Genomic DNA, 24,457 nt, shown 5'->3' with positions numbered 1-24,457 from the left:
ATCACCGCGTCAGCTTTCCGCCGTACCGGGCCGGCGTCGTACCGAAGGTTTCCCGAAATGCGGCGATGAACCCGCTACTGGTTCGGTAACCCACCTGCGGGGCAACGTCGTTGACACCCTCACCCCGCGCGAGCATCTCGAGCGACGCATACATTCGGGCGCGAGTCCTCCACTGTCCGAAGGTAATCCCGGTATCGGCGACAAAGGCACGCATCAAGGTCTTGGAACTGACCCCGAGTTCGCCCGCCCACTCCCCCAGCGTCCGTGAGTCTGCCGGATCGGCGAGGATCCGTGCAGAAACCGAACTCGCCGCAGCATTACGAGGAACCGCGAGGACGTCGTGCCGTTCGGGCGCGGCAGCAAGAATGTCGTAGAGCAACTCCTGACTCATCAACCGCCGAGCATCGTCGATGGTCCGATCTGCGAGATGGCGCAGCAATTGAGCGGACAAAGCATCGACTTCGAGAACCAGTGGCTGAGTCCACCTGGGCCCGCCAGGGCGTAGATCCGGACGCGCATAGGCCGCGATCATGCATCCCGCCGACAGAAGCGTCATGTCGTGGAGAACGGTGCCCGGCAACCAGACCAAGTGCTCGCTGTGCAGGTGCCACACGTTGCCCCCGGCAGCAATCTGCATCGTCCCTTCACTCATCCAGGCGATCTGATGCTCCGGGTGGCGGTGAGCCCCGTACGCGGTCACGGCCTCCACGACGTTGGTGTAGACCTGAAAATCTTTGAATGTCCGTCCGCGACTATCGGGCAGCGCTAGCAAGGACTTTGGGCGAGTCGAGTACTCGATAGTGGACATTTTGCGTCTTTCTGGGCGTATCCGAGTCCATCCTGAAGGATGGACCGACGATCCTGCAAAGGTTAGCCTCACTTTATTGCTAACGCGACCAGCTCAGCACTTCATGCGGAACTCAGATCACTTCGCCCACCACTTCGAAGGAGCATGCACGTGCCCTCACGTAGCACCCGAATCCTCGCCGCCTTATTCACGACGGCCGCGATCATCGGGTTCTCGACCGCCTGTGGAACCTCGCAAGGCGTCGACACCGCATCAGCGCGCCAGAGCAACGGCGCATTCCCCGTGACGATCGAGCACGCACAGGGTTCGACGACAATCGATGCCGAACCCCAGCGGGTAGTGACACTCGGATACACCGATCACGAACCACTGCTCGCCTTGGGAGTTGAACCCGTTGGCATGGCCGAATGGTGGGGGTCCGGCATGGATGAAAGCTGGCCGTGGACGAAGGATTACTGGAAGGGAAAGACTCCGACCTACATCAACAGCGGCGGAGACTTCAACTTCGAGCAAATCGCCTCCCTCGCACCAGATCTGATCCTCGCGCTGTACGCCGACATCGACACGGAAACCTACAAGAAGCTGACCTCGATTGCGCCGACTGTCGCGCAGAGCAAGGACTACGACGCGTACACAACGCCGTGGACCGACATGACGCTCACCGCCGGGCGCGCCCTCGGCAAAGGACCACAAGCTCAGCAACTGATCACGGATACCGAAAACGCGTTTGCCGCCGCCCGCGCTGCACACCCGGAGTTCGCCGGGCAAACCGCAACGATCGTCAACCTCGACACTCCCGAGGGATACGTGTTCTCGTCGCACGACCCACGCGGCATTTTCCTCTCGTCACTCGGGTTCACCCTCCCCGCGACCGTCGACGCATTCGTCGGCGACCAGTTCGGCGACTGGCTGCCGAACGAGCGATACGACATCCTCGAACCCGTTGATCGTTTGATCGTGATGGCCGATCCGGGGGGAGAGAAAGCCCTCGCCGACAACACGCTCTACCAGCGACTACCCGCCGTGAAGAGCGGAAATGCGATAGTCGTGCGGTACACCGCAGATCCACCCGTCGGCGCGGCGATGTCCGGCAATACCGTCCTGAGCATTCCGTATGCCATCGACCAACTGACAGCCACGTTGTCGAAGTAAACAACAGGGCAGGTATCGAAAATATGTTCGAAGAGTGTTAGCCTCGGGGTCAGGAAGCACTCACGGACATCGAGGATCACCATGGACGAGGTACCGGAGACAGCGCTGGATCTTGCACGACTCGATCTGGCTCGATTGGTCGACGAGCTGACGGTTCTCGACCAGCGACGCGTCGACATCGGCGAGAGTTTGGTTCATCTCGAGTACCTCTACTCCCAGATGGGCGCACGGCAACAGGCAGATGCTGCCCGAAAAGCCTTCCAGGAGAAGTACGTCGGACGAATCTACGAACTCGCAGACGGCCTGCGAACCTGAAAAGGGGTTGCACACAACCACTGACCGAGCGCATGGTCATTCCTGCACGACACACCGGACCGATGGGTTCGGCTGTGAACTATGTGGGAGAAATCTGATGGAGAAGATCACCAAGAGGTTGTGGAACTGGGCATCGATACTCGACGAAAACACTCGCGAGCAAGCGCTGCGCACGTCCCAGATGCCTTTTGTCCGTCCACATCTGGCATTGATGCCGGATGCGCACCTCGGTGCGGGAGCGACGGTGGGTTCGGTCATTCCGACGGAAGGCGCAATCATGCCCGCCGCCGTCGGAGTCGATATCGGCTGCGGAATGATCGCGGTCAAAACCCAGTTCAACGCACGCGACCTTCAAGGCCGCGACCTGAGCGTACTTCGCCACAGCATCGAACGCTCCGTTCCGCTCTCGGCAGGTGTCTACAACAAGACGCTGAGCGACACGGCGAAAATCCGCATCGCAGAACTCGAGGCAATGGCGGGCGATCGCCTGGCCTTCTACGACAAGTTCAAGAACAACTGGAGGTTTCAGCTCGGAACGCTGGGCTCTGGTAACCACTTCATCGAGGTGACACTCGATGAAAGCGACGGCGTCTGGCTGTTCCTGCACTCGGGAAGCCGCGGTATCGGAAACAAGCTCGCGCAGCATCACATCAAGATCGCCAAGGACTTGTGCGAGCGGTGGTACATCAACCTTCCCGATCCGGATCTTGCCTACCTGGTCGAGAAGACACCCGAATTCGACTCGTACATCACCGATCTCAACTGGGCTCAGCACTTCGCTCTGCTCAACCGCGAAGAGATGATGGACCGCGTCGTGAAGGACTTCGCGCATTTCATGGGAGACGGCAAGCCCGCGATCATCGACGAAGTCGAGCGGATCAACTGCCACCACAACTTCACCCAGAAGGAGTTCCACATGGGCAGGGGTGTGTGGCTGAGCCGTAAGGGTGCGATCAAGGCAGACGAGGGCACGCCCGGGCTCATCCCCGGTTCGATGGGGACGGCGAGTTACGTCGTCGTCGGAAAGGGAAACGTACCGTCGTTCAAGTCCAGCCCCCACGGCGCGGGTCGGGTGTACGGACGTAACCAGGCACGCAAGACCTTCACCATCGAAGATCTCGACAAGGCAATGGTCGGAATCGAATACAAGCGTTCCGCGGCGTTCCTCGACGAGATCCCGGGTGCGTACAAGGACATCGACGTCGTGATGGACGACGCGAAGGACTTGGTCGAGATTCGACACACGCTGCGTCAGATTGTGAACGTCAAGGGCAACTGACCCCGCACAACTCCGCGAAATACGAAGTGCCCCGCCGATATCGGCGGGGCACTTCGTTGTCGAGATCAGTCCGGCAAGCGCAGATCAGTCAGGAAGGCGCAGATCCGGCTTGTCCAGCTCTTCGATGTTGACGTCCTTGAAGGTCACGACGCGTACGTATTTCACGAATCGCGCCGGGCGGTACATGTCCCACACCCAGGCGTCGGACATCCGCAGCTCGAAGTAGATCTCCCCGTCTGAATTGTGGGGCAGCAACTCGACCGTGTTGGCCAGGTAGAAACGTCGTTCGGTCTCCACGACGTAGGAGAACTGTCCGACGATGTCCCGGTATTCACGGTAGAGCGACAGCTCCATCTCGGTTTCGTACTTCTCGAGATCCTCGGCACTCATCGGTTTAGCCAGTCCTCCCAGTTCGTCTGAACGTCCATCATCCCGTACGGCCCGCGCGTTGTTCCAACCGGACTCCCGCAGCCACCACGTTGGCATAGGTCATGCGGTGCTCAGTGCACGGCCCCAGCTCGTCGAGTGCGTCCATGTGCAGTGGCGTGCTGTATCCCTTGTGAATCGCGAAGCCGTATCCCGGATGAGTGTCGTCCATCTCGGTCATCACACGATCTCGGGTCACCTTCGCGAGAACGCTCGCCGCGGCGATGCATGCAGCGGCGCCGTCACCGCCGATGACCGGTAGCGACGGAGCCGTCAGACCCGGAACCCGGAATCCGTCGGTGAGAACGTAGCCCGGTTCGAGGTCGAGGCCCGCAACTGCTCGTCGCATCCCCTCGATGTTGGCGACGTGGATGCCGATCTGATCGACTTCCGCAGCGGGAACAGAGATGACACTCCACGCCAACGCCAAGCGCTTGATCGCCGGGAAAAGCTCCTCGCGCGCACGTTCGGTCAGCTTCTTCGAATCGTCGAGCCGCGCGAGGGCTGCTTGCGGTTTCGGCGCCAGGACACACGCTGCAATGACAAGTGGACCAGCGCACGCTCCGCGCCCGGCCTCGTCGACGCCGGCCACCGGACCGAGTCCGGTTCGCGCCAACGCAGACTCCATCGTCCGCAGACCTGCCGATCTGCGAATGACAACGCGAGGGGGCCAACTACTCACTGTCTCTGCCTACTCGGAACTACGCGAATCCATGTGTGCGGTCCGACAACTCAGTTGCCCTGAATATCAGGCGCATCGATGCCGCCCATTCGCGACGGGGGAAGAACGATGAAACGAGCTTGACCGATGATGTTGTCGATCGGGACGGTTCCCTGGAACTCGTCGTCGACGTGGTAGCGCGAGTCGGCGGAATTGCTGCGGTTGTCACCCATGACCCACACGTGGCCCTCGGGAACGGTGATCGGTCCGAAGCAGCGGCCCGACTTCAATTCGGTGTCACACGTTTGCGTTCCCGGAGTGAACGGGAAATCCATCTTGATGTACGGCTCGTCGAGCGGCTTGCCATCGACCAGGACTCGGCCCTGATCGTCACAGCATTCGACGGTCTGGCCGCCGGTAGCGATCACTCGCTTGACCAAGTCGTTCTCGTCCGGCGGAACGAGGCCGACCCACGAACCGACCTCTTGAATGCCGCGGACGACAACGTTGTCGGACCGATTGGACACATATTTCGTGTTCCACGAATCGGGTCCCTTGAAGACGACGACGTCGCCGGGTTCCGGATCGCCGAAGCGGTATCCGATCTTCTCCACCACGATGCGGTCACCGGTACATCCCGCACAGCCGTGCAGTGTCGGTTCCATCGACTCGGATGGGATGAGAAAAACTCTGAAGACAAATGCCTGAAGGACGATGCTGAGTACCAGCGCTACGCCGATCAGAACAGGGAGTTCTCGCAGAAACGATCGCTGTTTCTTCTGCGGCCGATGTGAGGTCGGTTCCGCGGAACCGCTTGATCCCTCGTGATTCTCGGGTCCGGACGACAATGCCTGCTCCTTCGAAGAATCTGCCACAGAAACCAGATTAGCCCGACACCGCGCGTACGCGGTGCCGGGCTCATCGGAAAGATCAGCGCTTTTCCTTGATCTTCGCCTTCTTGCCACGAAGCTCACGGAGGTAGTACAGCTTGGCGCGACGGACGTCACCGCGGGTCAGAACCTCGATGGAGGCCAGCGTGGGGCTGTGAACCGGGAAGGTGCGCTCGACGCCGACGCCGAAGGAGACCTTACGGACGGTGAAGGTCTCGCGAACGCCGCCGCCCTGGCGACGAATAACGACGCCCTTGAAGACCTGCACGCGCTCCTTGGAGCCTTCGATAACCTTGACGTTCACGTTGAGCGTGTCGCCGGGACGGAACTCGGGATGTCGTCGCGGAGCGACTTTTTGTCCAGGAAGTCCAGGGTGTTCATATGTCATCCTTGTATTTCGCAGGAGCAGAGGAACCGAGCGGCACGCGTTTCGGTCTCCCGAAACGGCGCTCGTCTGGTTCGTGCCCAGATCAAGTGCTGCTGCCTGGTCCAGGCAACCCGTCCATTGTGCCAGACGCGGATACCAGCGGGGAAATCGGTGGCGGCGGAGCTGCGTGGATGGTGTGGTCCAGTTCCTGCTCGGCCGCGGTCATCGCATGTTCGACGCTCGGCGATCCGGCAATCAGATCCTGGACGTAGATCTTGGCCCGGATGACGGGCCGACGCCATTTCCGTTCACGTTCGAGCGCGCGGTTCATCCGTTTCGGCTTGCGCGTGTACCGCCAGCGAGCCCACGGCGCACCCGGCCGGCTCAGGCGGACCGCTCCGATTACCAGCAACGGGAAAACGAACAGACCGACGAGCCCCGTCCAGATCTTCCCCTTGAGAATCACGATGGCTGCCAAGGCGAAGTTGATCAACGCGACGAAAACGAAGACCAACTTGATCCACGGATCGCGTTCTTCACGGAATCCGGCGACGTCGAGAAGTTCGAGCGGGCGGAAACCCAGCAGCACCAGGCCGGTCACGGCGATCGCGACGAAGACCGCATCCACCGAGGTCCGACCTTGTTCGGACCAGTACACGTCCTTCAGATAGAAGATCAGTGCGAACTCGTCGAGCACCAACGCCGCACCCATACCGAAGATCGCCGCCAGGACGGCACCGGTGGTCTGCGAACCATCGACGTAGACCGCGATCAACGCACCACCGGAGATCATCATGGCGATCACACCGAACACGACGTGATGCACATGCTGGCCTCCGGGCGCGATGTTGCCCGGCCACCATTTCACTTGCGCGCGAATCATCCGGACGCTGAGGCGGATGAAAAGGAAGGCGGACAGGAACCCGAGCAGGAAGAACAGCAACGGCAATCGGCCATGGGCGATGATCTCGCGCTCGAGCCACTCCCGCATCACTGTCCTCCCTTCACCGAATTCATGATCCGACCCTGATCGGATTCATACCGCCAACCGACTCGATTGTGACGATACGGACTTCGAAAACCCGGCGGACGGATTTACTTGCCGAAGCCCGCCTTGCGCAGAGCGTCGGCCATCGACCCGGCAGCAGGCGCGCGGTTGTCCGGTCGCTGCTCGCGTCCGCCCTGGCGTCCGCCATTTCCTCGTTGCTGACCCTGCCCCTGACGCTGGCCCTGCGGCTGGCCCTGACGCTGGGGTTGCCCACCTCGCTGGCCTTCGGACTTGCGGGGCGCTCCCACCTCGTCGTCGAGACGAAGCGTCAGCCCGATGCGTTGGCGTGCCTCGTCCACTTCGAGGACCTTCACCTTGACGACGTCACCTGACTTGACGACCTCGCGTGGGTCCTTGACGAAGTTGTGTGACATCGCCGAGACGTGAACCAGACCGTCCTGATGAACTCCGATGTCGACGAAGGCACCGAAGGCTGCGACGTTGGTGACCACGCCTTCGAGAGTCATGCCTGGCTTGAGATGCGCGACCTTCTCGATACCTGCGGCAAAGGTTGCGGTCTTGAATTCGGGTCGTGGATCTCGTCCCGGCTTCTCCAACTCGGAGATGATGTCGGTGACGGTCGGTAGACCGAATCGCTCGTCGACGTAGTCGGACGCCTTGACCGATCGAAGTGCCTGCGAGTTTCCGATCACGGTGCGCACGTCCCCGCCTGCACTCGCAACGATCTTGCGAACCACCGGATATGCCTCCGGGTGGACGCTCGACGCGTCGAGAGGGTCGTCGCCGTCGGTGATCCGCAGGAAGCCTGCGCACTGCTCGAATGCCTTGGGTCCCAGGCGGGAGACATCCTTGAGACCCTTGCGGGATTTGAACGGACCGTTCTGGTCCCGATGCGCGACGATGCTCTCTGCAAGGGATCCTGCAATTCCGGACACCCGAGCAAGCAGCGGCACGGACGCGGTGTTGACGTCGACGCCGACCGAGTTGACGGCATCCTCGACGACGGCGTCGAGGGAACGCGAGAGCAGCGATTCGGTGATGTCGTGCTGGTACTGACCGACGCCGATGGACTTGGGATCGATCTTGACCAACTCCGCCAACGGATCCTGCAGGCGACGCGCAATGGACACCGCACCGCGAATCGAGACGTCGAGGTCGGGAAGTTCCTGCGACGCGTAGGCCGAAGCCGAGTACACCGATGCGCCTGCCTCGGAGACGACGATCTTGGTCAGGTTGGGCGCGCCGGTCTTCTTGATCAGTTCGGTAGCGAGCGTGTCGGTCTCGCGTGAGGCCGTGCCGTTGCCGATGGCGATCAGTTCGACGCCGTGTTCGGCGACCAGTCCGGCAAGCGTCGCGAGAGCCGCGTCCCACTTGTTCTGCGGCTGGTGCGGGTAAATCGTCTCGTAGGCAACAACTTTGCCGGTTCCGTCGACGACGGCAACCTTCGTTCCGGTGCGGAATCCGGGGTCGAGTCCCATGGTGGGTCGGGCGCCGGCGGGAGCTGCGAGGAGTAGATCCTTGAGGTTGGTGGCGAAGACGTCGACGGCGTCCTTCTCGGCCGACTGCCGCAGACGCATCCGAGTGTCGATACCGAGCGTGACGGCGAACTTCGTCTTCCACGCCCACTTGACGGTGTCGAGAAGCCACCCGTCGGCGGCCCGACCACGGTCGGCGATCTCGAACCGCGACGCGATGCGGCCTTCGTAGACCGTGCGCTCCCCCGGCGCGAGTTCTTCGGTGTCTGCCGCCATGTTGAGCGACAGCACTTCTTCCTTCTCGCCGCGCAGGACGGCGAGGATGCGGTGCGAGGGCAATTTGGAGAACGGTTCCGAGAACTCGAAGTAGTCAGCAAACTTCGAGCCATCGGTTTCCTTGCCCTTGCGGACCGAGGAGACGACCTGGCCGCGATTCCACATCAGCTCACGCAATTCACCGACCAGATCGGCGTCCTCGGCGAAGCGCTCGACGAGGATCGACCGGGCACCGTCGAGTTGCTCGTCCGAATACTGCGCGGGATCGGTGGTGGGATCTCCGATGAGAGCATCGGCGACGGGCTCGTGGCCGGCCTCGCGGGCGATCTGCGCCTTGGTGCGCCGCTTCGGCTTGAAGGGGAGGTAGATGTCCTCCAGCCGCGCTTTCGTCTCGGCCAGCATGATCTGACCGCGCAGTTGATCGTCGAGTTTGCCCTGAGAGTCGATCTCCGTGAGCACGGCGTCACGACGGTCGTCGAGCTCGCGGAGATACCGCAGCCGCTCGTCCAGGAGTCGCAGCTGGGCGTCGTCGAGCGTGCCGGTGACTTCCTTGCGGTACCGGGCGATGAAGGGCACCGTGGCTCCGCCGTCGAGAAGGTCGACTGCTGCTGCAACCTGGCCTTCGCGGACGTCGAGTTCCTCGGCAATGCGCTGGTTCACGGTCTTGAGAATCACGAGATCCGACCCTACCGCTATCCTGAGACAAGAAGATCGGCAACAGTGCCGTGTCAGGGCTACCGGGGGAAACAAATGAGTACGCGGTACGTCCGGATTGCCGCAATGGTGGCCGCAGTTACTTTTGCGGCTTCGTGCAGCGGTGGACAGAACCCGGATGATCCGATGCAGACCCCCGCCTTTCCCGACACCAATGTTCCGGTAGCCGAGACCCTCGACGGCCGTCTGGGACAGGCTCAGGTGGCTGCGCTCGGGCGTGGTGCGGACGTCTCCATCGCCATCCTCGACCGCTCCTCGGACAGGTACCTCGACGTCGCCGGTGACCAGCAGATCGAAACAGCCTCGGTGGCAAAACTTTTCATCGCCGAGGATCTACTTCATCAGGATGCGCGCGGTGAGCGACCCATCACGGACGACGATCGCACCCTCATGGCGGCGATGCTCGAATCCTCCGACGACACCGCAGCCAACCTCCTGTGGGACGAGGTCGGCGGCCAAGAGGTGATCACCCGCGTCGCCGAGCGTTACGCACTGACCGCGACGACGCCGCCCTGGGACGGAATGTGGTGGAACACCGAGACCACGACACGTGACCTGGTCACCTTCTACAGCGGTGTCCTCGACGACTCCGATCAACTCGGACCTGAACGGGTCGAGCAGTTCGTCGAGTACCTGCGGCAATCCACTCCCGAAGGAACCGACGGTTACGACCAGAGATTCGGCCTGCCCGAGGCCTTGTTCGGCGAGCCCGTCATAGGAGTCAAACAGGGCTGGATGTGCTGTGTCGAGGACAAGTGGATCCATCTGTCCACCGGCATCGTCGGTGACGACAACCGATACATCATCGCAATCGGTTCGCGAGAAGACGTCCAGTACACGGATGAGGACAGCTTCTATCCCGACACCTCGTTCACCGATGCCGTCGACGACGAAAGTGCATTGCACGCTCGCGACACGGTCACCGGCGTCACGCAGATTCTCTTCCCGAGCGGAAGCATCGACGACTGGGCAGCGGCATCCACGACCGCGGATTCGGCGATGCCCGAAGCTTCCGGGCCCTGATTCGATCCACGCGGTCGTGTTCGTCCTCAAGCCTGCTTGTACTCGAGCACCGAACCGATGACACGGTCCTGTTGTTCGAACGTGAGCATGGGCCACAGCGGCAGTCGAAGGATCGACGCGGAGAACTCGGCACTACGCACGCAAGGCTGCGGTGTTCGTCCGTAGCGCACACCGGCCGCACTCGTATCGAGCGGAACGTAGTGGAACGGCGCCACGATTCCGTCACCGGCAAGGTGCCGAATCAAGCCGTCACGGCTCTCTTCGGTCGGCATCTTGAGATAGAACAGGTGCGCAGTGTGCTCGCGATCATCGGGCACCGCCATGGGCACGACACCGTTCGCGGCCGCCCACTCGCCCAGACTCACGCTGTAGGCGTCCCAGACGCGATGCCTCGCCGCCTGAATCGCGTCGAACTCGGAGAGTTGTGCGTCGAGGACGGCGGCATTGAGTTCACTGGGCAGATAACTCGACCCGATGTCCTGCCACGAATACTTGTCGACCTGCCCGCGCAGGAAACGCGCACGGTCGGTCCCCTTCTCACGGATGATTTCGGCGCGAGTCATCAACTGATCGTCGGAGAGCAACAGCGCGCCGCCCTCACCGCAGTGAACGTTCTTGGTGTCGTGAAAACTCTGCGTTCCGATTGTTCCGATGGTGCCGAGCGAGCGCCCGCGCCACTTTCCGCCGAGCCCGTGAGCGTTGTCTTCGATCAACGCAACGCCATGGAGTTCCGCGAGGTCGAGGAGAGGTTCCATGTCCGCGGCGACTCCGCCGTAATGCATGACCAAGACAGCTTTGGTGCGTTCGGTGATCGCCGCCGCGACGCACGCCGGGTCGATGTTGCCGGTACTCGGATCGATGTCGACGAAAACAACAGTGGCCCCGCGCAACGCGACGGCGGTTGCCGCCGAACTGAACGCGAAGCTCGGAACTATTACCTCGTCGCCCGGGCCCAATTCGAGCAGCAGCGCACCCAATTCGAGTGCATGCGTGCACGAGGTGGTCAGCAGAGCATGCGTGGATCCGGTGATCGCCTTGAGCGCTGCAGTCGCGGACTTGGTGAAACGTCCGTCACCGTGAATGTGGTCGGACTCCAGAACCGTTGCCAGATTCGACAATTCGTTCGATGCCCGATAGGGGCGGGAGAAGATGATGCGATCAGTGCTCACGACTACGCCGATCGATCGAGGTTCCGGGCCGCGGGGAATCGACAGTCAGATACAGCGGCTTTCCGACAAGGACGTGCAGTGCCACACCGAGATATTCGGCAATGAGTCCGAGCGAGAACAGGATCGCACCCGAACAGACCAGCAGCGCCATGATGATCGACGCCCATCCTTCGGGATCATTGTTGTCGCCGGTCATGGCGCCGATGAAGATCACCGCGGCCATGATCACACCGGCCGACGCCAGGGTGACTCCGAGCAGGCTGACCAGCCGCAGACCGCGTGTTCCGCTACACAACACCATCTTCCAGAACAACGAGAACAAACGGCGGTAGTTGTACCCGGATTCTTCGCGACCTTCGGCTCGAAGTGTCACCGGCGCCGTGGCCGTGTTACCGACAACCCACGTCAGCGCAACGTCCAGATACACGCCGTTGGCCGCGACGCCGGCCAACTGTCGGCCGATGTCACCGCGGATCAGGCGGTAACTTTCGAATCTCGTCGAATCAGGGAACGCGAATACCGTCGCCAAGACGATCTTTGCGCCGCGCGAGGTCAGGTTCCGCAAGAATCCGTGCGGGCGTGTGTTCGTGGGTTTGGAATACACGAGATCGGATCGCTCCGTCAGCGCGGTGTCGAGGAAAGCCCCGATGTGCACCGGGTCGTGCTGGCCGTCCTCGTCCATCGTCACGATCCACTGTCCAGTTGCAGCGGCCATGCCGGCGATGGTCGCCGCGTCCTGGCCGTAGTTGCGGCTGAGCCACACGACACGCACCTGCTCGAAACGGCGCTCCAATTCGAGTAACACGACGTCGGAGCGGTCCGGGCCGTTGTCGTGAACCAGCACGATCTCGTCGACGGAGAACTGCGCACCACCGGGCGTCGCACTCGGTGTGCCCAGGCCGTCCAACTCCTCGACGAGCGCCGTGATCGTCTTTTCGCCCTGATAAACGGGCACTACGACGGAAATCGAGTGCACTCGCTTCCACTCCCTTCAGGGGGCTCGACTGGCGCCGAGAGACAGGCACGATCGGGCCCACACCGTCGCGAACTTTAACACGCAGAGATGTCTTGACTTCGGATGCCGGCGGCGCGTGACGCGCTCGCGTCTCCGTACGCCCCACCTGCCCTGTTAAGGTCTGGAACTCGTGGTGGAAACTCGCACTCTCGCCCGGGCAGACGTGTACAAGTGGGGCGCCGTCACGGCGATCGGTGTCATCGCCGGTTATCTGGCCGTGGTGCTCGCGAATGCTCGTCACTTCTACACCGACGACACCGAGTCCCAATACGCGCCGCTGTGGGTCATGCTCGGCCGCAGTCTGCGAGAAGGACACCTCCCGGTGCTCGTCCCCGAGAACTGGATGGCGGGCAACTACGCGATCGAGGAAGCAGGCCTTCTCAATCCACCGCAACTCCTGATCGACCTGATCGCACCGTCCTTCGACAACCTGGCGTTGTACGCGACGATCGTGAAGTTGATCTTCGCGATCATCCTTGCACTCGGCGTCTATCGGATCTGCCTCGAGTACGGCTCGAAGCCCACGTGGGCTGCCGTCGCCGGCGTCTCGATTCCGTTCACCGGTTTCCTGCTGTTCTTCGACTCGGCCAGTTGGATGACTGCCTTCACCGGCACTGCCTGGATGGTTCAGGCGTGGGCGTCGGCAATCCGCTACGCCCGAGGTAAGAGCGGTCCGATCCCGACCTTCGTGTTCTTGTATCTCGCGATGTCGGTCCAATATGTTTTCCCCGCAGTCGAATCCGGCTTGATGATCGGCGCGGTCGCAATCGGCGAAGTTGTCTATCAGCGGCGTTGGCTGCCGTCACTGCGGCTTCTGGCGGTGTCCGCGTGTGCCGCTCTGGCCGGTCTCGCGACGTATCTGCCGAGCCTGCTCACCGCGGACGTCACCTGGCGCGGTGCATCCGAAGTCAAGAACGATGCATTCCTCGCCGTCCCGTGGTCGGAATCGCTGAACGCGAGCCTGCCGAGCACGATGCCCGCGTTCACCTCGTGGTGGGGATACATCCAGACCATGCCCATGGTCTACATCGCCTGGTTCCTCATACCCGCCCTGGCATTCATCGACTGGGGCAAGGCACGCGCCGCGGCACGCGAATTGACCGCCGTCGGGATCTTCACGGTCGCCGTCCTCATGTGGACTGCCGGGCCGAGCACGATCGGCCCACTGCGGTGGCCCGCGCGCGTACTTCCGATGGTGGCCATCGGACTCCTGCTTCTGGTGTGCATCCTGCTCGGGCGTTACGCCACGACCGACAAGTTGCGCGGGCGCTGCGTTGCAGCGGGAATCCTCGTGGGCCTGCTTCTGATTCGGTCAGCCTCGGCAGCTCCCGGGCTCGCGAAATGGCATGTGATCTCAGCCCTGCTCGTTGCCGCACTCGGCGCCGCGATGGTCTGGCTCGGCCGTACCAAAGGCACTGCTTTCGCATGCCTCGTAGCGATCGTCGCGGTCTCCCCCATCGCCTACGCCCAGGTTCGGGCCGCGCAACCAACCCCGATGAGCTGGAACCTGCCCGAATCCCGCTCGGAGATGAAAGAGGCCTTCCCCGACTTCGAAGGCACGACACTGCAACTGGGCGACCGTGCACTCATCGCCCCCGGGGACAAAACCCTCGACGGAGCGTACGGTTCCCTGGCTTTCGGCAACTACCCCAAAGACCTCGAACTGACCTACACCAGCGGCTACACCCCCAACGGGCACTTCTACTTCGGTGATCTGCTCTGCATGCGCTGGGACATGAGCGTCTGCCCCGACGCCTTTCGGCGCGCATTCACCGTCGAACCCACCACCGGCCGCACCATCGTCGACCTGATGAACGTGGACCGCGTCGTACTTCAGAACGCTCTCTACCCCGATGCACGCAAGAACCCGGCTCCCGACGGATGGAAATGGGTCGACTACCCCGGACACGAGAACTACATCTCGGTACTCGAACGCGTCGACGGCCCCGTCTCGACACGCAACGGACGCATCGCCGACGCCCACGGCGTCGAGGCTACGTCGATCGCGGAATCGAACATGTCGAGCACCCTTCGTGTCAGTTCGGAGACCGGCGGCAAGGTTGTGTTCGCACGGCTCGGCTGGCCCGGATATCGGGCGAGCATCGACGGTCAGCCTGTCCCGATCGACGTCGTCGCGAAGTCCTTTGTCACCGTGGACGTTCCAGCCGGTACGAAAGACGCGGAACTTGTCCTGACGTGGCGTCCCCCGGGATGGAAGGTCGGCGGCGCTTCGATGGTCGCCGGAGTCCTCGGACTCGGCGTGCTCGAGTGGATGTATCTGCGGAACCGACGCAAGGACGGGATCAACACCGTGAAAACCGAGTCTTCATGACCGAAGACATCGCATCACCCGAGAACCCCGGCCCACTGCTTCGGGTGGTCAAGCATCAGCCCATCGCATTTGCCATTGTCGGAGTGGCTAATACGGCGATCGGATACGCGCTCTTCGTGGTCTGGTCACTGATCCTCGACAACAAGGATCTGTATCAAGTGGCTGTGATCGGCGCGTACTCCATCAGCGTCCTCATCGCTTTCGTTCTGCATCGGACTCTCGTTTTCCGCGTCCGCGGACATGTGGCACGCGACCTGGGAGCGTTCATCGTCGTCAATTCCGGTGGCCTGGTGCTGAATCTGATTCTCGGAACAATCGCGGTGTCGATTCTGCATGCCCCGCCGCTTCCCGCCCAGGCGGTTGTCATGCTGATCGTCGCCGGTGTGAGCTTCTTCGGTCATCGATACTTCTCGTTCCGCCGCAAACCTGCCGAACGACACTGACCTTCTACGATTCGCGGAGTAACGCTCGATCCACCGCCGCCTCGACGATCGTCCGAATATCTTCCTCTCCGAACAGGTTCGGCAATGTGAGTCGATCCAGTGCGAGCCAGTTCAGCGACAAATAGAGCAGGCGAACGGTCATCGCATCACCCGGCACGCCCGACGCCAGATGATTGGCTACGTTCAGATCGAAGTCTTCTCGGATGCGGACGGTCAGCACCGCACGCAGGTCCGGTCGACGCGTCGCCTCCAGTCGCAACTCCATGAGCGCGAGGAAACCCGTTCCGAACGAGGTGACGCGCTCGACCACGTCGAGCATGAGCGTCACCAGGCGCTCGCGATCGGTGCCGTTGACGGGATCGATCATCCCTTCGAGGTCCTCCGGAATCAGTCGCTCGTAGATCCGGCCACCCGCTTGAGTGAGCAGGTCGTCGCGATTGGAGAAGTAGTTCGACGCTGTCCCGTTCGGCACTGCTGCCTGGGCGTCGACGGCTCGAAACGTCAAGCCTCGAGCACCCTCTCGGGCCAACACCTCGATTGCCGCGTCGATCAGGGCAAGCCGGCGTTCCGGGTTCTTTCGCACTTGACATCACTCCTGACACGACCCTAAGTTAAACCACTACAAACATAGTACTACGAACGGAGCGTTATATGCGAAAGCTTGTGTACTACGTGGGAGCTTCCCTCGACGGATACATCGCGGGGCCTGGTGGCGAATTCGATTTCCTCCCGGTCTCCGAACAGATCACGGCCTGGATATGCGATCGATATCCTGAAACCGTGCCAACGCATGTGCGGCCCGCTCTCGGAATCGAGGACGCGCCCAACAAGACCTTCGACACGGTCGTCATGGGCCGCGGCTCCTACGAGCCCGGGCTGGCCGCCGGAGTGAAAAGCCCCTTCGCGCACCTGCGTCAGTTCGTCGTCTCCACAACCATCCCTGACGCCGAGGATCCCCCCGTCACCATCGTTCGCGCCGATCCACTTGGGGTAGTCAGATCTCTCAAAGAGGAAGAAGGACAAGATATCTGGCTGTGTGGCGGCGGAACTCTCGCCGGCGAACTACTACCGGAGATCGACGAGTTGATCATCAAGAGGTATCCGGTAGTCGCCGGCGCAGGCATACCGATGATCAGAGGTAACTTCGAGCCGACGCCGTTCACACCGACTGCAACCGAATCGCTCGACGACGGCGCAAGCATCACCTGGTTGAAGCGAAATACCTAAGGAAGAAGATCCGGTCGACGCTCGGCCGTGCGCTGCAGCGACTGCTCATGGCGCCACGCTTTGATCTTCGCGTGATCACCGGAGAGAAGCACCGGCGGAACTTCGAGGTCGCGCCACACAGCCGGGCGAGTGTAGCTAGGCCCTTCGAGAAGGCCGTCGGAAAACGAATCCTCTTGGTGTGAAAGCTGATTGCCGAGAACGCCGGGCATCAGTCGCACGACAGCCTCGACCATCACCAGCACGGCTGCTTCGCCGCCGATCAGGACGTAATCGCCGATGCTGACTTCTTCGACTCTGACCCGCTTGGCGGCGTCGTCGAAAACCCGTTGATCGATACCTTCGTATCGGCCGCAGGCAAACACAAGGTGCTTGGCGTTGGACCAGCGGTGCGCGGTCTCCTGGGTGAACGGAACGCCGGCGGGAGTGGGCACCACCAGAATGGTCTCGGCATCATCGGGGCCGGAAGAATCGGAGCGCCCGATCACGTCGTCCAGTGCCGGGCCCCAGACGGTGGGTTTCATGACCATGCCGGGTCCGCCGCCATACGGAGAATCGTCGACGGCTTTGTGCACGTCATGGGTCCACGACCGAAGATCGTGGACGTCGACCGAGATCAAGCCACGTTCGATTGCCTTGCCCAGCAAGGCAGCACGAAGCGGTTCGAGATACTCGGGAAAGATGGTGACGACGTCGAGACGCATAACAAACGATCAGTCGTTGTCTGAGTTCGAATTGTCGCTGTTCGACTTGTCGCCGAAGTCCGGGTCGAGCAGTCCCTCGGGAGGCTCGATCACCACGACACCGTCGGCGATCGACACCGAGGTGACGATGGCGGCGACAAACGGGATCAGCAATTCGCCGGATGCCTCACCGGTACGGCGAATCGAAAGCAATTCGCCTGCGGCGGAATGCAATACCTCGATGACCGAACCGACCTCGGCACCGTCCGTGAGGACGACCTTCAGTCCTTCGAGTTCGTGATCGTAGAACTCGTCCGGATCATCCGAAGGCTCGAGTTCGGAACTGTCGATGACAAACAGTGTGCCGCGCAACGCATCTGCGTCGCCACGGTCACTGACGCCTTCGAGGCGCAGCAGAAGCCGCCCGGAATGATCCCGGGCGGCTTCCACTGTGTACGACTTCAGTGTGGACTCGCGCGGCTTGCGCCCACGCAGCACGGAACCTACGGCAAAACGATCCTCGGGCTCGTCTGTACGAACCTCGACTACCAATTCACCTTTGATGCCATGCGACTTCGCGACACGACCGACTACGAGTTCCACCTGTTTACTGCCGTCTACTGATCGGTGTCGACGACATCAACACGGATACCGCGGCCACCGATGCCGGAGACCAAGGTCCGCAGAGCGGTCGCAGTGCGACCACCCCGACCGATGACCTTGCCGAGATCGTCTGGGTGCACGTGCACCTCGACGGTCCGTCCCCGACGTCCGGTGATCAGCTCGACGCGCACATCGTCGGGATTGGCGACGATGCCACGCACGAGATGCTCTACCGCATCAGCGACGACGGCACTCACTTGTCAGCAGCCTCGGCGTCTGCAGCGGGAGCCTCGGCGTCAGCCGCGGTGTCTTCTGCCTTGGCCTCGTCAGCCTTTGCAGCCTTCTTCTTCTTGGGGGTGATTGCTTCTGCAACCGGCTCGTTCTCGGCCTGCGCGAGCGCAGCCTGGAAGAGCTCGAGCTTGGTGGGCTTGGCTTCCTTGACGCGCAGGGTGCCTTCGGTGCCCGGCAGGCCCTTGAACTTCTGCCAGTCACCGGTGATCTTGAGGAGTGCCTCGACGGGCTCGGTGGGCTGTGCGCCCACGGACAGCCAGTACTGAGCGCGCTCGGAATCGATGTCGATCAGCGAGGGCTCTTCCTTGGGGTGGTACTTGCCGATGGTCTCGATCGCACGGCCGTCACGACGGGTGCGCGAGTCGGCGATGACAACGCGGTACTGAGCGTTGCGGATCTTGCCGAGGCGGGTGAGCTTGATTTTGACAGCCACAGCTGCAGTTCTCCTTCAGCGCGCACAACAGTGCTGCGCATGTCACGTGCAATTCAGCGACCCACACGATTTGTGAGCCCGGTTTTGCCTCTATCCTGTGACCGTCGCAGCGGTACGTAACCGGTTGCGACGAACAATGGTCCATTGTGCCAGATGGGTGGGCTCGTTCGGAAACCACCCTGTGCGCGCTTCGAGAGAGCGGGGACTCCCTAACCACTCACGGGGGTTCCGCGGAGGATCACACGCATCGGCTTCGCGAGCACATCGGGGTTTCCGCGCGGATCTTCGGAATAAACCACCAGGTCGGCGGGCGCTCCTTCTTCGATCCCCTGCGCACCCAACCAACTCCGCGCGTCCCAGCAGGCTGCGCCCAGCGCCTGATGCGCCGTCAAACCGGCAACTTCGAGTTCGGCGATCTCGTCGGCGATCCGCCCGTGCCTGATCGATCCGCCGGCATCCGTTCCGGCATAGATCGGAATCCCGGCCTCGTGAGCGGCACCGATCGTCCGATGTCGACGAGCGTGCAGATCCCGCATGTGCGCCGCGTAGATCGGATACCGCGTGGCAGAGTCCGCGATCTCGGGGAAAGTTGCGATGTTGATCAGCGTCGGAACCAAGGCCGTGCCGTGAGCGACCATCAACTCGATGGTCGCGTCCGTCAATCCGGTGCCGTGCTCGATGCAGTCGATGCCGGCGTTGATCAGGCCGGGCAGAGCATCCTCGGCAAAGACGTGAGCGGTGACCCTTGCGCCTTCGGCATGGGCGGCAGCGATGGCCTCGACCAGAATCTCGTCGCTCCACAACGGGGCGAGGTCACCGATGGAACGATCGATCCAGTCCCCGACGAGCTTGACCCAACCGTCACCGGCGCCTGCCTGACGCACCACCTCGGCCGGCAACTGAGATTCGTCGTCCAGGTCGACCGGCAGGCCCGGGATGTACCGCTTCGGTGCTGCGATGTGCTGACCTGCGCGAATGATCCGCGGCAGATCGAGGCGCTCGTCGATGAACCTGGTGTCGACCGGCGATCCGGCGTCGCGTAGCAACAGCACGCCCGCGTCACGTTCGGTCTTCGCCTGCCCCAGCAACCCGTCGACGGTTTCGCCGCCGCCACCGCCGTAGCGGATACCGACGTGACAGTGCGCATCCACGAGACCCGGTGTGATCCAACCCGATTCGACGATCGTCTCCGCACCGGACACCGGCTCGAAGGAAATCAGCCCGTCGACGATCCACAATTCGATCGGCGCGGCATCGGGCAGACCGATCCCCCGAAGATGAAGCGCAGCCACCGACTACTTCTTGGGCAGCTTGAGCTGAGAGAGATCGATGCCTTCCAGTCCGGGCGGCAACTGATCGAGACCCTTGGGCATGTTCGACAGGTCGGGCATACCGGCCGGCATTCCGCCGGGCATCCCCGGGAACCCGCCCATGCCGGGGAATCCTCCGCGCATCTTGGGCTGCGTCGGGCCCTTGCCGCCCTTCTTGCCCTTCTTGCCCTTCTTGCCCTTCTTGCTGCGAACCTGCTTACGCGCGCCGGGCATGCCCATACGGCCGGCCATGGCAGCCATCATCTTGCGGGCTTCGAAGAAACGATCCACCAACTGGTTGACGTCGGAAACCTTGACGCCCGAACCGTTCGCGATGCGCAGTCGGCGTGAGGCGTTGATGATCTTCGGATCGTCGCGCTCGGCCGGCGTCATACCGCGGATGATGGCCTGAATGCGATCGAGTTGCTTCTCGTCGACGTTGGCAAGCGCGTCCTTCATGCCGCCGGCACCCGGCAGCATACCGAGGAGGTTGCCGATCGGGCCCATCTTGCGGACGGCCATCATCTGATCGAGGAAGTCTTCGAGGGTGAGCTGACCGGAACCGATCTTCGCTGCGGTGGCTTCGGCCTGATCGGCGTCGAAAACCTGCTCGGCCTGCTCGATGAGGCTCAGGACGTCGCCCATGCCGAGGATCCGGCTGGCCATGCGATCGGGATGGAAGACGTCGAAGTCTTCGAGCTTCTCGCCGGTGGAGGCGAAGAGGATCGGCTGGCCGGTGACCTCGCGGACGCTCAGCGCGGCACCACCGCGGGCGTCGCCGTCGAGCTTGGTGAGGACGACACCGGTGATGCCGACTCCCTCACGGAAAGCGTCGGCCGTGCTGACCGCGTCCTGACCGATCATGGCGTCGAGGACGAAGATGGTCTCGTCCGGGTTGACGGCGTCACGGATACCGGCGGCCTGCGCCATCAGCTCCGAGTCGATACCGAGGCGACCGGCGGTGTCGACGATCACGACGTCGTAATGCTTGTTGCGTGCTTCTTCGACGCCGGCGCGGGCGACCTCGACGGGGTCGGCTGCGGAAACGCCCAGTGCGTTCTCGCCGCCGCCGATGGAGGTGCCGGGGTGCGGCGCGAAGACTGCGGCGCCTGCACGCTCACCGACGATCTGAAGCTGAGTGACGGCGCCGGGACGCTGAAGGTCACAGGCGACGAGGAGGGGCGTGTGCCCCTGATCCTTGAGCCACTTGGCCAACTTTCCGGCCAGCGTGGTCTTACCGGAACCCTGCAGACCGGCCAACATGATGACCGTCGGCGGCGTCTTGGCGAACTGCAGTCGACGGGTTTCACCGCCGAGAACCTCGACCAGTTCTTCGTTGACGATCTTGACGACCTGCTGAGCCGGGTTCAGTGCACCCGAGACCTCGGCGCCCTTGGCGCGTTCCTTGATCTTGGCGATGAAGCTGCGCACTACGGGAAGCGCGACGTCGGCCTCGAGCAGGGCAAGGCGGATCTCGCGGGCCGTAGCGTCGATGTCGGCGCCGGACAGACGACCCTTGCCACGCAGATCCTTGAGAGATCCGGTCAATCTGTCGGAAAGGGATTCGAACACCGAGTGCGCTCCTGAAGGTCGTGCGAGTTAGCCGTGGATATTCTCGGGCACCAGCCTAGCCGCTACGCCCGCACCGATCCCAGCCGATGCGGGCGTAACTGCCGAAACCGGTCCGTCAATCCTCTTTCTTCTTGGGTTGTGGCACCGGAACCACCGCCAGCACCGCCTCCTCGACGCGCTCTCGCGCCGCGCGGGTATCGGCCTCACCGAAGTCGAGGCAGAACGCGTCGACCACCGAGGAACCCAAGGTGGCGACCTTCGCCCACCGGATGTCGGCTCCACTGTGTTCGAGTGCTGCGGCCAGTCGGCAGAGCAGGCCGACGCGGTCCTCGGTACGCAATTCGAGGATCGCCTGACCGTCGCCGGGCGCGTCGAACCAGATGACCCGCGGTGGCGCCTGCGCATAGAGCACCGGAACCGCGGAATCCTTGTTGGTCTGGATCGGGTCGTCCCACTGCTCTGCCCGTGCCTCCTCGTCCTTCGCGTCGAGAAGTTCGAGCAAATTCAGTTCACCGGCCGAAGCCCGGATCAATTCCTGCCGGAGCAGCACCGCCTGCGGGGGTGTGCCGAACCTCGGCGTCACGACAAACGAGTTGACCGCCGAACCTGCATGCGACCCCAGCGATGCGGAATGCACCCGCAACGACTGCAGCGCCAGAACTCCGGCAGCCCGAGACAGCAGCCCGGGTGCGTCGGGCGCGATGACGGTCACGACGTAGGTGTGCGCATTCTCGGCCGGAACGAGCGAGACGTGAACCCCGCCCTCCTCGGCGATGGCCAATTGCTCGGGAGCGAGTGGATCGGGTTGCGGGAGCTCCTCCCCTGCCATCAGCAAACGACAACGACGCACCAGCTCGCCGATCAACGACGACTTCCAGTCGCCCCAGACACCAGGCCCGGTGGCCAGCGAATCCGCTTCCGCCAACGAATGCAGGAGATCGAGAAGGGTCCCGTCTCCCTCGAGTGCGTCGACCACTCGCTGCACGGTTGCCGGATCGTCGAGGTCGCGACGGGTGGCGGTTTCCGGCAACAGCAAGTGGTAGCGCACCATCGCCGTCAACGTCGCGACGTCGGAAGGCCAGAGTCCCAGGCGATTTCCGATCGCGGTGGCCAATTCGGCACCGACGACGCTGTGGTCTCCCCCTCGCCCCTTCCCGATGTCGTGGATCAACGCACCGAGCATGAGCAGATCCGGCCGAGCGACGCGAGTGGTGAATCCGCTTGCATACGCGGCGGTTTCGACCAGGTGCCGATCCACCGTCCACGTATGGACGGCGTCGCGCGGCGGAAGATCGCGAATGGTCCCCCACTCCGGCAGGAGTCGACCCCAGAGCCCGGTCCGGTCCATCGCCTCGATCACCGGAACGGCACGCGATCCCGAACCGAGCACGACCAAGAGATCGTTGACCGCATTTTTCGGCCACGGCTCACGCAGCTCCGGGGCATTGTCGGCCAGGCGATTGAGCGTCGACGCGGAGATCGGCATGCCGTTGGTGGCCGCCGCTGCCGCGACCCGCATCACCAGACCGGGATCCTTCTTCGGCCTCGCATCGCGCGCCAGAACTACTTCGCCGGCATGCTCGACGACGCCCTCGTCCAGTGGTCGTCGCACCGGCGCGCGACGCAGCCGCGACAAACCACGCCGGGGCAAGGAGTTTCCGGCGGTACGGATACCGACGTCGACCGAATAGCTGATGGTGCGCGCCGATTCGCTGAGAAGGCGGGCCAGATCGAAGCGATCACCGATCCGTAGCGCCGCACCGATCTCGTCGGCGTCCTGTGCTCGCAGTTGGTCGCGGGCGCGACCGGCAACGCGGTGAAGTTCGGTGCGCACGTCGAGCAACCGCCTGTGCGCAAGTGCCAGACCGCCGCCGGGCGAGTTGGGTCCCAGCCCTGGCATCCCGTCGGTCAATTGCGCGATGGACAGGGCGTTGAGCAGTTGGACGTCTCGCAGCCCGCCACGGCCGCTCTTGAGATCCGGTTCGGCGCGATGGGCGATCTCGCCGCTGCGCTCCCACCTCGTACGGGTCTGGGTGATCAATTCGTCGAATCGGCTGCGGATGTCCATACGCCACTGTCGTCGGACACCACTGATCAACAGGTTGCTCAGCTCCACGTCGCCGGCAATGTGGCGTGCTTCGAGCATTCCGAGTGCTGCCGTCATGTCGGTGGCCGCAACCTGAAGCGCCTGCGGAAGCGTCCGCACGCTGTGGTCGAGTTTGATGTGCGCGTCCCACAGCGGGTACCACAGGCTGTCCGCGACCTGGGCCACGACGGCTGGGTCCATGTCGTCGTGCAGCAGAATCAGATCGAGATCGGAATACGGCAACAGTTCGCGTCGGCCGAGACCACCCACGGCGACGATGGCAAACCCACAATCCGGTTTGATGCCCAGTTCGGTCCCCTTGGTGGTCAACCAGAATTCGTGCAGATCGACCAGTGCATGTCGCAGCGCGGGGGCGTCGAGCCTCCTGTTCTTGACGCCTCCGGTGAGTAGGGCCTTGCGTGCGCGGGCCAGGTCCGCAGCTTCGTCGGATCCCCCTGACGAGACCGGCCCTGGCCCCGTCGCTTTCGCGACGGAACCAGGGCCGAAGTTCTCGGACCCTTTCGGGTCAGAGTGCATCGCCACCGCGTTCCCCGGTGCGAACCCGGATGACCGACTCGACTGGCGAGACCCACACCTTGCCGTCACCGATCTTGCCGGTTCGAGCGGCCTCGACGATCACCTCGACCACCTTGTCAACGGCCGCGTCGTCGACGACGACCTCGACCCGGACCTTGGGTACGAAGTCCACGGAATACTCCGCGCCTCGGTACACCTCGGTGTGGCCCTTCTGTCGGCCGTAGCCCTGAACTTCGCTGACTGTCATACCCAGCACTCCGGCCTGCTCGAGTCCGGTCTTGACGTCCTCGAGCGTGAACGGCTTGACGATTGCTGTGATCAGCTTCATGTGCTCATCCCTTTCCAAACTCTGAAGTGCCTGAAT

24 protein-coding genes and 1 pseudogene are annotated in these 24,457 nt (G+C 62.7%); 7 read left to right on the top strand and 18 right to left on the bottom strand.

Annotated features, from left to right (window positions below; genetic code table 11):
* Window position 1: 1 nt before the first annotated feature.
* A complete protein-coding gene (locus EHW12_RS11965) occupies window positions 2-808 on the bottom strand; it encodes an AraC family transcriptional regulator (RefSeq protein ID WP_058038627.1) in 807 nt (268 codons plus the stop codon).
* Window positions 809-952: 144 nt separating this feature from the next.
* Between EHW12_RS11965 and EHW12_RS11960 the strand changes: the two genes are divergently transcribed.
* From EHW12_RS11960 to EHW12_RS11950, 3 genes are all read left to right on the top strand, one after another.
* The gene (locus tag EHW12_RS11960) at window positions 953-1,960 is read left to right on the top strand and encodes an iron-siderophore ABC transporter substrate-binding protein (protein ID WP_241199147.1); all 1,008 of its coding nucleotides are present in this window, start codon (window positions 953-955) and stop codon (window positions 1,958-1,960) included.
* Window positions 1,961-2,041: 81 nt separating this feature from the next.
* Complete coding sequence (locus EHW12_RS11955) at window positions 2,042-2,275, top strand: hypothetical protein (RefSeq protein WP_058038626.1); 234 nt, start codon at window positions 2,042-2,044, stop codon at window positions 2,273-2,275.
* Between the two features lie 97 nt (window positions 2,276-2,372).
* A complete protein-coding gene (locus EHW12_RS11950) occupies window positions 2,373-3,554 on the top strand; it encodes an RtcB family protein (protein WP_050656825.1) in 1,182 nt (393 codons plus the stop codon).
* An 84-nt stretch (window positions 3,555-3,638) separates the two neighbouring features.
* Here EHW12_RS11950 and EHW12_RS11945 read toward each other — a convergent pair whose 3' ends face one another.
* The 6 genes and pseudogenes from EHW12_RS11945 to EHW12_RS11920 all read right to left on the bottom strand — a co-directional run bounded on the left by EHW12_RS11945 (window position 3,639) and on the right by EHW12_RS11920 (window position 9,333).
* Window positions 3,639-3,944 carry a DUF2469 domain-containing protein gene (locus EHW12_RS11945; protein ID WP_003942715.1) on the bottom strand — a complete coding sequence of 102 codons (306 nt, stop codon included), beginning with the start codon at window positions 3,942-3,944 and terminating at the stop codon, window positions 3,639-3,641.
* A 37-nt stretch (window positions 3,945-3,981) separates the two neighbouring features.
* On the bottom strand, window positions 3,982-4,662 hold the full coding sequence (locus EHW12_RS11940) for a ribonuclease HII (RefSeq protein WP_125050692.1): 681 nt from the start codon (window positions 4,660-4,662) through the stop codon (window positions 3,982-3,984).
* Window positions 4,663-4,712: 50 nt separating this feature from the next.
* Entirely contained in the window at window positions 4,713-5,516 is an 804-nt protein-coding gene (gene lepB, locus EHW12_RS11935; RefSeq protein WP_003942787.1) for a signal peptidase I, read from the bottom strand.
* A gap of 55 nt (window positions 5,517-5,571) precedes the next feature.
* Window positions 5,572-5,912 (bottom strand): annotated as a pseudogene (gene rplS / locus EHW12_RS11930) (50S ribosomal protein L19).
* A gap of 89 nt (window positions 5,913-6,001) precedes the next feature.
* Entirely contained in the window at window positions 6,002-6,889 is an 888-nt protein-coding gene (locus EHW12_RS11925; protein WP_003942742.1) for a hypothetical protein, read from the bottom strand.
* 104 nt (window positions 6,890-6,993) lie between these two features.
* Entirely contained in the window at window positions 6,994-9,333 is a 2,340-nt protein-coding gene (locus EHW12_RS11920) for a Tex family protein (protein WP_003942690.1), read from the bottom strand.
* A 75-nt stretch (window positions 9,334-9,408) separates the two neighbouring features.
* Between EHW12_RS11920 and EHW12_RS11915 the strand changes: the two genes are divergently transcribed.
* Window positions 9,409-10,395 (top strand): serine hydrolase, encoded by a 987-nt coding sequence (locus EHW12_RS11915; protein WP_125050688.1) that lies wholly within the window; start codon window positions 9,409-9,411, stop codon window positions 10,393-10,395.
* Window positions 10,396-10,421: 26 nt separating this feature from the next.
* Here the strand turns inward: EHW12_RS11915 and rffA are convergent, their stop codons facing one another.
* Together rffA and EHW12_RS11905 are read right to left on the bottom strand one after the other, a co-directional pair.
* Window positions 10,422-11,564 (bottom strand): dTDP-4-amino-4,6-dideoxygalactose transaminase, encoded by a 1,143-nt coding sequence (gene rffA, locus EHW12_RS11910; RefSeq protein WP_003942806.1) that lies wholly within the window; start codon window positions 11,562-11,564, stop codon window positions 10,422-10,424.
* The gene (locus EHW12_RS11905) at window positions 11,554-12,540 is read right to left on the bottom strand and encodes a glycosyltransferase (protein ID WP_003942691.1); all 987 of its coding nucleotides are present in this window, start codon (window positions 12,538-12,540) and stop codon (window positions 11,554-11,556) included. The genes rffA and EHW12_RS11905 overlap by 11 nt, the downstream gene beginning before the upstream one ends.
* A 172-nt stretch (window positions 12,541-12,712) precedes the next feature.
* Between EHW12_RS11905 and EHW12_RS11900 the strand changes: the two genes are divergently transcribed.
* Together EHW12_RS11900 and EHW12_RS11895 are read left to right on the top strand one after the other, a co-directional pair.
* Window positions 12,713-14,911 carry a hypothetical protein gene (locus tag EHW12_RS11900; protein ID WP_058038840.1) on the top strand — a complete coding sequence of 733 codons (2,199 nt, stop codon included), beginning with the start codon at window positions 12,713-12,715 and terminating at the stop codon, window positions 14,909-14,911.
* Window positions 14,908-15,354 (top strand): GtrA family protein, encoded by a 447-nt coding sequence (locus EHW12_RS11895; RefSeq protein ID WP_007729301.1) that lies wholly within the window; start codon window positions 14,908-14,910, stop codon window positions 15,352-15,354. The genes EHW12_RS11900 and EHW12_RS11895 overlap by 4 nt, the downstream gene beginning before the upstream one ends.
* 4 nt (window positions 15,355-15,358) lie before the next feature.
* Here the strand turns inward: EHW12_RS11895 and EHW12_RS11890 are convergent, their stop codons facing one another.
* Window positions 15,359-15,937 (bottom strand): TetR/AcrR family transcriptional regulator, encoded by a 579-nt coding sequence (locus EHW12_RS11890; protein ID WP_125050686.1) that lies wholly within the window; start codon window positions 15,935-15,937, stop codon window positions 15,359-15,361.
* A gap of 68 nt (window positions 15,938-16,005) precedes the next feature.
* Between EHW12_RS11890 and EHW12_RS11885 the strand changes: the two genes are divergently transcribed.
* The gene (locus tag EHW12_RS11885) at window positions 16,006-16,581 is read left to right on the top strand and encodes a dihydrofolate reductase family protein (protein WP_075832947.1); all 576 of its coding nucleotides are present in this window, start codon (window positions 16,006-16,008) and stop codon (window positions 16,579-16,581) included.
* Here EHW12_RS11885 and trmD read toward each other — a convergent pair.
* The 8 genes from trmD to EHW12_RS11845 form a co-directional block, all read right to left on the bottom strand.
* Complete coding sequence (gene trmD / locus EHW12_RS11880; RefSeq protein ID WP_003942745.1) at window positions 16,578-17,282, bottom strand: tRNA (guanosine(37)-N1)-methyltransferase TrmD; 705 nt, start codon at window positions 17,280-17,282, stop codon at window positions 16,578-16,580. The two genes, EHW12_RS11885 and trmD, sit on opposite strands and share 4 nt — an antisense overlap.
* 9 nt (window positions 17,283-17,291) lie before the next feature.
* Entirely contained in the window at window positions 17,292-17,864 is a 573-nt protein-coding gene (gene rimM / locus EHW12_RS11875; protein WP_064688991.1) for a ribosome maturation factor RimM, read from the bottom strand.
* Between the two features lie 14 nt (window positions 17,865-17,878).
* Complete coding sequence (locus EHW12_RS11870; protein WP_003939023.1) at window positions 17,879-18,121, bottom strand: RNA-binding protein; 243 nt, start codon at window positions 18,119-18,121, stop codon at window positions 17,879-17,881.
* The gene (rpsP, locus tag EHW12_RS11865) at window positions 18,118-18,588 is read right to left on the bottom strand and encodes a 30S ribosomal protein S16 (protein ID WP_003942818.1); all 471 of its coding nucleotides are present in this window, start codon (window positions 18,586-18,588) and stop codon (window positions 18,118-18,120) included. Before rpsP ends, EHW12_RS11870 begins: the two co-directional genes overlap by 4 nt.
* A gap of 209 nt (window positions 18,589-18,797) precedes the next feature.
* Window positions 18,798-19,880, bottom strand: coding sequence for an amidohydrolase family protein (locus EHW12_RS11860; RefSeq protein WP_125050684.1), 1,083 nt, complete (start codon window positions 19,878-19,880; stop codon window positions 18,798-18,800).
* A gap of 3 nt (window positions 19,881-19,883) precedes the next feature.
* Entirely contained in the window at window positions 19,884-21,470 is a 1,587-nt protein-coding gene (ffh, locus tag EHW12_RS11855) for a signal recognition particle protein (protein ID WP_125050682.1), read from the bottom strand.
* Between the two features lie 115 nt (window positions 21,471-21,585).
* On the bottom strand, window positions 21,586-24,093 hold the full coding sequence (locus EHW12_RS11850; RefSeq protein ID WP_003942689.1) for a [protein-PII] uridylyltransferase: 2,508 nt from the start codon (window positions 24,091-24,093) through the stop codon (window positions 21,586-21,588).
* Entirely contained in the window at window positions 24,083-24,421 is a 339-nt protein-coding gene (locus EHW12_RS11845; protein WP_003942772.1) for a P-II family nitrogen regulator, read from the bottom strand. Before EHW12_RS11845 ends, EHW12_RS11850 begins: the two co-directional genes overlap by 11 nt.
* Window positions 24,422-24,457 lie beyond the last annotated feature (36 nt).

This window comes from Rhodococcus sp. NJ-530, from assembly GCF_003860625.1.
Lineage (GTDB): Bacteria > Actinomycetota > Actinomycetes > Mycobacteriales > Mycobacteriaceae > Rhodococcus_F > Rhodococcus_F qingshengii.
Note: the sequence above shows the minus strand (reverse complement) of the source record. Positions and strands in the feature narration are given on the sequence as shown.